This window comes from Herbiconiux sp. (genome assembly GCF_023264855.1).
In the GTDB taxonomy this organism is placed as follows: domain Bacteria; phylum Actinomycetota; class Actinomycetes; order Actinomycetales; family Microbacteriaceae; genus Herbiconiux.
The window spans coordinates 20,398-29,028 of sequence record NZ_JAHFUW010000042.1 but is presented as its reverse complement, the minus strand read 5'-3'; the positions used below and the strand labels follow the sequence as shown (position 1 = coordinate 29,028).

The following is an 8,631-nucleotide window of genomic DNA, read 5'->3' as shown; positions in this document are numbered from 1 at the left end:
TACGACGACCGCTTCGCCGATCCGACCGACACGGTCGCCAAGGACGGCAGCGAGGTGGGCGAGGTGATCATGCGCTCGGTCAAGAGCGGGTACACCTACATCGGCAACCCCGAGGAGCAGGCGAAGAAGTTCCGCGACGGCTGGATGTACCCGGGCGACCTGGCCACCTGGAACGAGGACGAGATCGTCACCATCGTCGGCCGCAAGGACGACATGATCATCTCCGGTGGCGAGAACGTGCACCCGGTGCAGGTGGAGGAGGCGCTGTCCGGGCACTCCGGGGTGGCCGACGTGATCGTGACGGGGCTGCCGGACGCCGAGTGGGGCGAACTCGTGGTGGCCTATGTGAAGCCGCGCGAGGGGCAGCTGGCCGATCCGGTCGCCGCCGCCGCCGAACTCGACCGGTTCTGCCAGCAGAGCGTCTCACTGGCCCGGTTCAAGCGGCCTCGCCGCTACGCCTTCGTCTCCGAACTCCCCTACACGGCCACCGGCAAGAAGCAGCACTACGTGATGAAGCAGCGGGCGGTCCAGGATGCCGCGGACGGGGTCTTCGTCACGCCTTAGTCGTGGCATCCACTGCTTTCTCCGAATATTCCTCGACTTGACGCCTGTCTGAGCGGTACTCTCGGATCACGGCCGGGGGCTGCCGACGGCAGTACATCGTTCTTGGGGAATCGAGTCGACCATGCGTATCCACATCAGGGCGGTCTTGCGCCGCCGGTCCGTCCTCTGCACGCTCGCCGTCGCCCTGGCGGCGTTGCTGCCCGTCGCTGCACAGCTCGGCTCACCGACCGGGGCGGTGGCCAGCGGTGTGGAGTTGACACCGGCCGTCTCCCGGATCGCGGGTGCCGACCGCTACGAGGAGGCGGTGCTCATCTCGCAGCGCGCCAATCCGGGAGGCACCGACACGGTGTTCCTCGCCTCGGGGGCGTCCTTCGCCGATGCGCTGAGCGCCGTTCCGGTGGCGTCGGTGTACGGAGCCTCGCTGCTTCTCACCCCGTCGTCGGGACTGATCCCCTCCGGCGTCGTGTCGGAGATCATCCGGCTCAGACCGGGCACGGTGACCGCGGTGGGCGGGCCCGCGTCCGTTCCGGATGCCGCCTTGGAGCAGGTGCGGGCGATCCTCCCCCGCACCTCGGTGTCACGCATCTCGGGTGCCGATCGGTACGCCGTCAGCCGGGCGATCGCCGGAACACTCCTGCCGAGCGCACCAGGGGCGATGATCGCGACCGGTCGCGACTTTCCCGATGCCCTCTCCGCCGGCGCCGCCGCGGGAGCGAGCTTCGTTCCCCTCGTTCTGGTCGACGGAGCGGCCCCCACCCCCGACACGGCGACGCTCGATCTGCTGAGCACCTACAAGCTCTCGGGATTCGCGCTCATCGGCGGGCCGGCGTCGATCTCGGCCGGGGTCGAGAGCGCCATCACCGGACTCGCGCGGCCCGTCCGCATTCTCGGCAGCGACCGCTACCAGGTGTCCATCGCCGTGAACGATCGGCTCCCGGGCGACTTCAGCACGGTCTATCTCGCCACCGGGGTGACGTTTCCCGATGCGCTGGCCGGTGGCGTGCTCGCCGGCCAGCATCGCTCTCCGCTCTACGTCGTGCCGCCGGATTGCGTGCCGAAAGGCGTGCTGGCCGCGCTGTCGAGTCACGGAACCAGTCGCGTGATCCTGCTCGGCGGTGTCGCGTCGCTGAACGACGCGGTCGCATCGCTCACGGCCTGCTCGTGGTGAACTCCGGGTTCGTCCGGCGCCGCGCCGACGTGCTCTCGGGCACCTCTTCGCGGGAGGATTGAACGAAACGGGCGGCTGTTCCGTTGTGCAGGGTGGAGGAGGTGTCGTGGGCGAGGAACAGGCGGAGCTGCTGCGGGCGGTGCACGATGCACACGCGCCGGCGCTGTACCGCTATGTGCTGCGGCTCACCCGCGATCCCGCTCTGGCCCAGGACGTGGTGCAGGAGGCCCTACTGCGCGCCTGGCGCCGGCCCGCCATCCTCGAACAGGGAGACGAAGAAGCGCGCGCGTGGCTGTTCACCGTGGCGCGCAACCTCGTGATCGACGACCGGCGCAGCGCCCGGCACGCTCACGAGTTCGCCACCGACGACGTGCCGGAGCGCCCCACCGGGCACGACGAGACCGACGCCGTACTCGACCGCTGGCTGCTGTCGGATGCGCTGCTCTCGCTCAGCCTCGAACATCGCACCGCCGTGGTGCGCTCCTACTACCTGGGGCAGTCCGCCGCGGAGATCGCCCGCGACGAAGGGGTTCCGGTGGGCACCGTGCGTTCGCGCACCCACTACGCGCTGCGCGCCCTGCGACTCGCCCTGCAGGAGCGGGGGGTGACCGAATGACCGGATCCGGCGACGACACCGTCCCCCGCACCGACACCGGCGCGCGGCCCGACCCCTACCGCGACTGGGATGCCTCGTACGTGCTCGGCATGCTCTCGCCCGAGGAGCGCCGGGAGTTCGAGCGCCACCTCGCCGAGTGCCCGGCCTGCACCGCGGCCGTCGGCGAGCTCGCGGGCCTCCCCGGCATCCTGGGCGGACTGAGTGCGAGCGAGGCCACCGCCCTGCTCGAAGACGACGCCCGGAGCACGGCGGACGCGCACCTCGGCCAGCTCGGCGACGGCACGCCCCTCGTGCGCGAGCTGGCGCACACCGTGCGCCGCCGCCGCACGCGCACCCGGCGCCGGCTGGCCGCGGTGATCGTGGGCGCCGGCGCCGCACTCGCCTGCGCGAGCGTGCTGGTGGGCGTGGCACTGGGCACTGGCGTCACGAATCCGGTCACCGTGCCGAACAGCGCCGTGGCCAGTGCGGCCCCACCGGAGGCGAACACGGCGGCCGCCATGTCCCAGGTCGAACCGGGCCGGCTCGAAGCCGACCTCACGGTGACCGAGAAGGGTTGGGGCACCCGCTTCGACTGGAACTGCAGCTACCGCGACGACGGACCCTATTCCAGCGGCTCCACCACCTACGACCTGGTGGTGACGGATGCCGACGGCACCCAGACCACCGTCGCCACCTGGACGGCGGCCGGCAGCAGCGCGGGCAACCTCTCGGCGTCGACGAGCATCCCGACGAAGACGATCCGGGAGGTCGACATCCGCGTGGCCGGAACCGACCAGCCGCTGGTGCGCACGAGGCTTTAGGTGCCGGCGGCGCCGGGCTTCGCTCGGCGTCACCGGGTCATCGAGTACGGCCCGAGACCTTGTGTCGTGGGCTTTTGGGTTTTTCGATCGGGGTTGGGGGCGTGAGGCGGCGTAACGGGCCCTGCTCGACGACCTAAGGTGAGTGGGGGGCGCGGCTGGGGGGATGGCACTATGGAGGGGAACCCTTTTCGATGCCTGTGCGACTCCTCGTGGCTGGAGCCGGACGAAGTTGTGGAGGTCTGAACCGGTGCAGTTGTTCGTGAGCGGATCCGAGACCCCGATCTCCGGCGAGCTGAGCATCCCCGTGTCGAAGTACCACGCCCACCGCGCCCTCGTGCTGGCCTCTCTGGCCCCGGGCCGGAGCGTCATCCGCGGCCTGTCGGAGACCAGACAGGTCGTCTGGACCATCGGCGCGCTGCGCGCCCTCGGCACCCGCATCGACATCGAGGACGACGGCTACGTCGTGCACGGCGGCGAGTACCACACCCGGGACGACGTGGTCGATCACGGCTCGAGCTCGGCCGAGGGCCTGCTCAACATGGGCTCCTCCGGCACCACGCTCTACTTCTTGACCGGGCTCGCCGCCCTCGCCGATCGGCCCATCACGCTCACCGGGATGAAGTACTTCCGGCGCCGGCCCATCAAGGCCCTGCTCGAGGCGCTCGGACAGATGGGCATCCGCTCCGAATCGATCGACGACCGCCCGCCGATCACGGTGCTGCCCGGGCGGCCCGAGGGCGGCCGGGTGACCATTCCCGGCACCCTCTCGCAGTGGGTCTCCGGTCTGCTGCTGGTGGCGCCGTTCGCCGAACGCGAGACCACCATCGACGTGATCGGCGAGCTCAACGAGCAGCCCTACGTGGAGCTGACCGTGCGGATGATGAAGCACTTCGGCCTCGACGTGGAGCACTCCGAGGACTGGCGGCACTTCACCGTGCGACCCGGCCAGACCGCCCGGGCCACCGAGTACCGCATCCCGCCCGACATCGGATCGGCCGCGTTCGGCCTGGCCGCCACGGCACTGCACCCCTCCGACGTGCTCTTCCGCGGACTCACCGCCACGACGGCGGGCGAGACCGACCACCCGGAGGCCGATTTCCTCGACCTCGTGCGCGCGATGGGCCTGCCGATGGAGAACGACGCGCGGAGCGGCTTCGTGCGCGTACGGCACGACGGCCTCCGGCTGCAGCCGCTGGAGGATCTCGACTGCCAGCCGATCCCCGACCTGCTGCCCGTGATCGCCGCCCTGGCGAGCTTCGCCGACGGCACATCGACCCTGCGGAACATCGCCCACATCCGCTTGAAGGAGTCCGACCGGGTGAACGCGATGCTGCAGCTGAACAAGCTCGGCGGACGGCTGGTGGACTCCGGATCCGAGCTCACGATCACCGGGGTCGACCAGCTGCGCGGGGCTCCGATGTCGTCGTTCAACGACCATCGGGTGCTGATGTCGCTGGCGGTCGCCGCCACGCGCGCGGAGGGGCCCTCGCGCCTGACCTATCCGAGGGCGTACCGCATCTCGTATCCGGCCTTCCTGCAGGCGATGACGGGTGTGGGGCTGTCGATGGAGATCCCGGCCGCCGGCCGCTCGCAGCAGGCGCTGGCCTCGTGAACGCCGGCGCATCCGGCAGCCCCGTTCTGACCGTTCTCGTGGAGGACCTGCTGCGTTCCGATCCCGGCTCCCCGGCCGTGATCGAGGTGGGTGAGCGGCCGCGTACGCTGAGCCGCGCCGAGCTGGCGGCGGAGGCCGACCGGGTGTCGGCCGCGCTGCTCTCGCTGGGGGTGGAGCCCGGCGAGTCGGTGGCGTTCCAGCTGCCGAACTGGGCCGAGTGCGTGAGCGTGATCCTCGGCGTGATGCAGATCGGCGCGGTGGTGGCGCCGATCATGCCCGTGTTCGGAGCGCGCGAGGTGGCGATGGTGCTCTCGCGCTCGAAGGCGCGGGTGCTGGTGCTGCCGGAGTCGTTCCGGGGGCGCGCACACGCCGCCGAGTTCCCGGCGGTGGCGGCCGAGGCCTCGGCTCGGGACCTCCCGCTGCTCGTCGAGCACGTGCTCGTGGTGGGCGCACGCGACCCGCACGGTGAGCTGCGGGCGGGCGCCGTCGCGCGCCCCGATCCGCACGGCGCCCCGGATGCGACCGACGTCGAGTGGCACGACTTCGACGGCGTGCTCGCCGCGGCGGAGGTGGATGCCGCGGCGATCGCCACCCGGCGCCCGGGCTCCGACGACGTGGCGCAGCTGCTGTTCACCTCGGGCACGACCGGTGAGCCGAAGGGCGTGCAGCACGCCCACCGCTCGCTCGCCGAGGCCACCGCGCTGGAAGTCGCGCACCTCGGGCTGACCGGCGACGATCGCGTCTACATCCCCTCGCCGCTCGCGCACCAGACCGGGTTCCTCTACGGACTCCTCGTGTCGTGGCGGCTCGGCACGGCCGCCGTGGTGCAGCCGATCTGGGATGCGCGGGCGGCCCTCGAGCAGGCCTTCGGTCAGGCGGGCGCCGGTTTCGTGCAGGCGGCCACCCCCTTTCTGATGGATCTGGTCGAGGCCGTCGAGGCCGGCGCTCCCGCCCCCGCGAGCCTGCGGATCTTCGTCGCCACCGGCGCCGCCGTGCCGCGCGAACTCGCCGAACGCGCCACCCGCGTGCTCGACACCGCCGTGTGCGGCGCGTTCGGCACCACCGAGACCTGCCTCGGCACCCTCTCGGCCCCGGACGACCCGCCGGCCTCCGCCTGGGGCAGCGACGGCCGCCCGCTGGTCGGGATCGGACTGCGGATCGTCGACGACGACGGCACCGAACTGCCGCCCGGGCGTGAAGGCCACTACGAGCTGAACAGCCCCACGATGTTCCTCGGTTACCTCGACCGCCCCGACCTCACGGCCGAGGTGTTCACCGCCGACGGCTGGTACAAGACCGGTGACCTCGGCATCCTCGACGCCGAGGGATTCCTGCACATCACCGGGCGGGTGAAGGATGTCATCAACCGCGGCGGCGAGAAGGTGCCCGTGGTCGAGATCGAGAACCTGCTGTTCGCGCATCCCTCGGTCAGAGACGTGGCCGTGGTCGCGATGCCCGACGAACGGCTCGGCGAGCGCGCCTGCGCCTTCGTGGTGACCGCCGACGGGGCATCCGCACCGCTCGATTTCGGCGAGATGCAGGCCTTCCTCGCCGGGGCGAACGTGTCGAAGTACTACTGGCCGGAGCGACTCGAGACGATCGAGGCGCTGCCGCGCAATCCGGTGGGCAAGATCCAGAAGAACCTGCTCCGCGAGCGCGTGGCCGCGCTCGTCGAGTCCGAACGAGCAGCCGGCGCCCCGCCGTCGGCGAGGGAGAGTGCATCAGCGTGAGCGACGATCCGAACGAGGTGGTGGTTCCGGATGGGGCCGCCTTCGACGAGGCCGGCTTCCAGGCCCTCAAGGCCGAGATCGAGGCCTGGGTGCGCGGCCCCGGCGAGGAGTGGTCGGAGCGGGTCGAAGCCGCGGGCGACGTGCCGCAGGCGCTTTACGACGAGCTGCGCGACCGCGGCTGGCTGAGCCTCGCCGCCCCGGTCGAGCTCGGGGGCCGGGGCATCCCGTTCTCCCGCTACCTCGAGTTGCTCGAGGTGATCTCCCGCTCGCACGGCTCGATCCGGATGCTGGTGCACGTGAACAACGGACTCTGGCGCGCGATGGCCCCCTTCGTCGACGACGCCCAACGGGAGACGCTGAAGCAGGCCGTGAGCGGCGAGAAGCTGGTGGCCTTCACCCTCACCGAGGCGACGGCGGGCACGGGGGCCGACATCCGCAGCACCGTGCGCCTCTCCGACGACGGCTCGCACTACCTGCTGAACGGCGAGAAGCACCTGATCACCTTCGGCGTGAAGTGCGACTACTGGCTGCTGTTCGCGCGACTCGAAGGGACGTCGGGGTCGGCGGGCACGGTCGCACTGCTGGTGCCCAACACGGGGCTTCCGGGCGCCGAGGTGATCGACGACTCGGAGACGATGGGCGTGCGCGGAACCGACCACGCCATCCTGACCTTCACCGACACGCCGGTACCGGTCTCGGCCCGGATCGGCGCCGAGGGCGAGGGCCTGGCGGTGGCACTCGGCGGGTTCCTGCTGCCGAGCCGGGTGTCGGTGGCGATGAGCGCCGTCGGACTGGCCGAGCGCGCCCAGGAGCTCGCCATCGACTACGCGCTAAAGCGCGAGACCTTCGGCAAGAAGCTCGCCGAGCGGCCCGTCATCCAGGCCTATCTGGCCGAGAACTACGCCGACATCGCGGCCGCCCGGGCGCTCGTGCTGGAGGCGGCGCGGGCGTACGAGCAGGGGCGCCCGGATGCCGGTGCGCTGTCGAGCGCCTCGAAGATCGTGGCGGTCGACATGCTCGCGCGGGTCACCGACAAGGCGCTTCAGGTGCACGGCGGGCAGGGATTCTGGCACCGCAACGCGATCGAGCGGGTGTACCGGGATGCCCGGGCGCAGCGCTTCGAAGAGGGCACGAACGAGATCCAGAAGACCGTGGTGGCACGCGCGGTGCTCGCCGCGGCGGCGGCATCCGGCACCGGCGCCGCACCAGCACCCGCACCCGCACCCGCATCCGACGCAGAGAAGGCAGAACAATGAGCGACGACCAGACCTCCGCCCCCTCCCCCCGGGTCGTGGTGATCACGGGCGCCTCGCGCGGCATCGGGCGCCTGCTGGCGCACAAGCTCGGCGCACAGGGCGCTGCCGTGGCCATCAACTACAAGGTCAACGCCGACCTCGCCGAGCAGTCGCTCGCCGATGTGGTGGCGGCCGGCGGATCGGGCTTCACCGTGCAGGCCGACGTCGAGAGCCCCGACGACATCGACCGGCTCTTCGACGAGGTGCGCGACCGCTACGGCCGCCTCGACGCCTTCGTCTCCAACGCCGCGGCGAGCGCCTTCAAACCCGTCTCCCAGCTGAAGACGCACCACCTCGACCGCAGCTACGCCATGAACACCCGTGCTTTCGTGCTGGGCGCCATCCGGGCCGCCGAGCTGATGGATCACGGTGGCCGCATCCTCGCCATCACCAGCTACGGCTCGCAGCGGGCGTTCGCCACCTATGCGGCGCTCGGCTCGGCGAAGGCGGCGAACGAGTCGTACGTGCGCTACATGGCGAACGAGTTCGGACCGCGCGGCATCACGGTGAACGCCGTGAACGGGGGGCTGATCGACACCGATTCGCTCGACTACTTCTACAACAAGGTGCCGGGGATGGCGCCGATGGCGTCTGTGCTGAAGACCGTTCCGTTGCGCCGGCTGGGCACGGCGGACGACATGGCGGATGCGGCCGACTTCCTGCTCTCGGCCAAGGCCGGCTACATCACCGGGCAGGTGCTGAACGTCGACGGCGGCTTCACCGTCGTGGCACCGCCGTACTGGGAGGACACCACGGGCGACCTGCGGGCGGCCGTGCTCGGCTCGGTGCCGGATGCGGGCTCCGGATCCGGTTCGCCTTCCACTGCCGCGGGCGAGTAGCCTCCTC

At 71.0% G+C, this 8,631-nt stretch carries 7 protein-coding genes and 1 pseudogene; all 8 read left to right on the top strand.

Annotated features, from left to right (window positions below; genetic code table 11):
• Window positions 1-564 (top strand): annotated as a pseudogene (locus Q0D75_RS15710) (AMP-binding protein); the annotation flags it as partial.
• Between the two features lie 121 nt (window positions 565-685).
• Entirely contained in the window at window positions 686-1,732 is a 1,047-nt protein-coding gene (locus Q0D75_RS15705) for a cell wall-binding repeat-containing protein (protein WP_291055430.1), read from the top strand.
• A gap of 106 nt (window positions 1,733-1,838) precedes the next feature.
• Entirely contained in the window at window positions 1,839-2,348 is a 510-nt protein-coding gene (locus tag Q0D75_RS15700) for a sigma-70 family RNA polymerase sigma factor (protein ID WP_291055427.1), read from the top strand.
• Entirely contained in the window at window positions 2,345-3,148 is an 804-nt protein-coding gene (locus Q0D75_RS15695; RefSeq protein WP_291055425.1) for a zf-HC2 domain-containing protein, read from the top strand. The genes Q0D75_RS15700 and Q0D75_RS15695 overlap by 4 nt, the downstream gene beginning before the upstream one ends.
• Before the next feature lie 259 nt (window positions 3,149-3,407).
• Window positions 3,408-4,760, top strand: a complete 1,353-nt coding sequence (gene aroA / locus Q0D75_RS15690) for a 3-phosphoshikimate 1-carboxyvinyltransferase (protein ID WP_291055422.1) — start codon at window positions 3,408-3,410, stop codon at window positions 4,758-4,760.
• Window positions 4,757-6,490, top strand: a complete 1,734-nt coding sequence (locus tag Q0D75_RS15685; protein ID WP_291055419.1) for an AMP-binding protein — start codon at window positions 4,757-4,759, stop codon at window positions 6,488-6,490. Before aroA ends, Q0D75_RS15685 begins: the two co-directional genes overlap by 4 nt.
• Window positions 6,487-7,746, top strand: a complete 1,260-nt coding sequence (locus Q0D75_RS15680) for an acyl-CoA dehydrogenase family protein (protein WP_291055416.1) — start codon at window positions 6,487-6,489, stop codon at window positions 7,744-7,746. Before Q0D75_RS15685 ends, Q0D75_RS15680 begins: the two co-directional genes overlap by 4 nt.
• Complete coding sequence (locus tag Q0D75_RS15675; protein ID WP_291055413.1) at window positions 7,743-8,624, top strand: SDR family oxidoreductase; 882 nt, start codon at window positions 7,743-7,745, stop codon at window positions 8,622-8,624. Before Q0D75_RS15680 ends, Q0D75_RS15675 begins: the two co-directional genes overlap by 4 nt.
• Window positions 8,625-8,631: the final 7 nt, after the last annotated feature.

Bases quoted from the DNA above. Each gene is read 5' to 3' on its own strand.
- Q0D75_RS15675 (WP_291055413.1), top strand. From the start codon at position 7,743: ATGAGCGACGACCAGACCTCCGCCCCCTCCCCCCGGGTCGTGGTGATC.
- Q0D75_RS15705 (WP_291055430.1), top strand. From the start codon at position 686: ATGCGTATCCACATCAGGGCGGTCTTGCGCCGCCGGTCCGTCCTCTGC.
- Q0D75_RS15695 (WP_291055425.1), top strand. From the start codon at position 2,345: ATGACCGGATCCGGCGACGACACCGTCCCCCGCACCGACACCGGCGCG.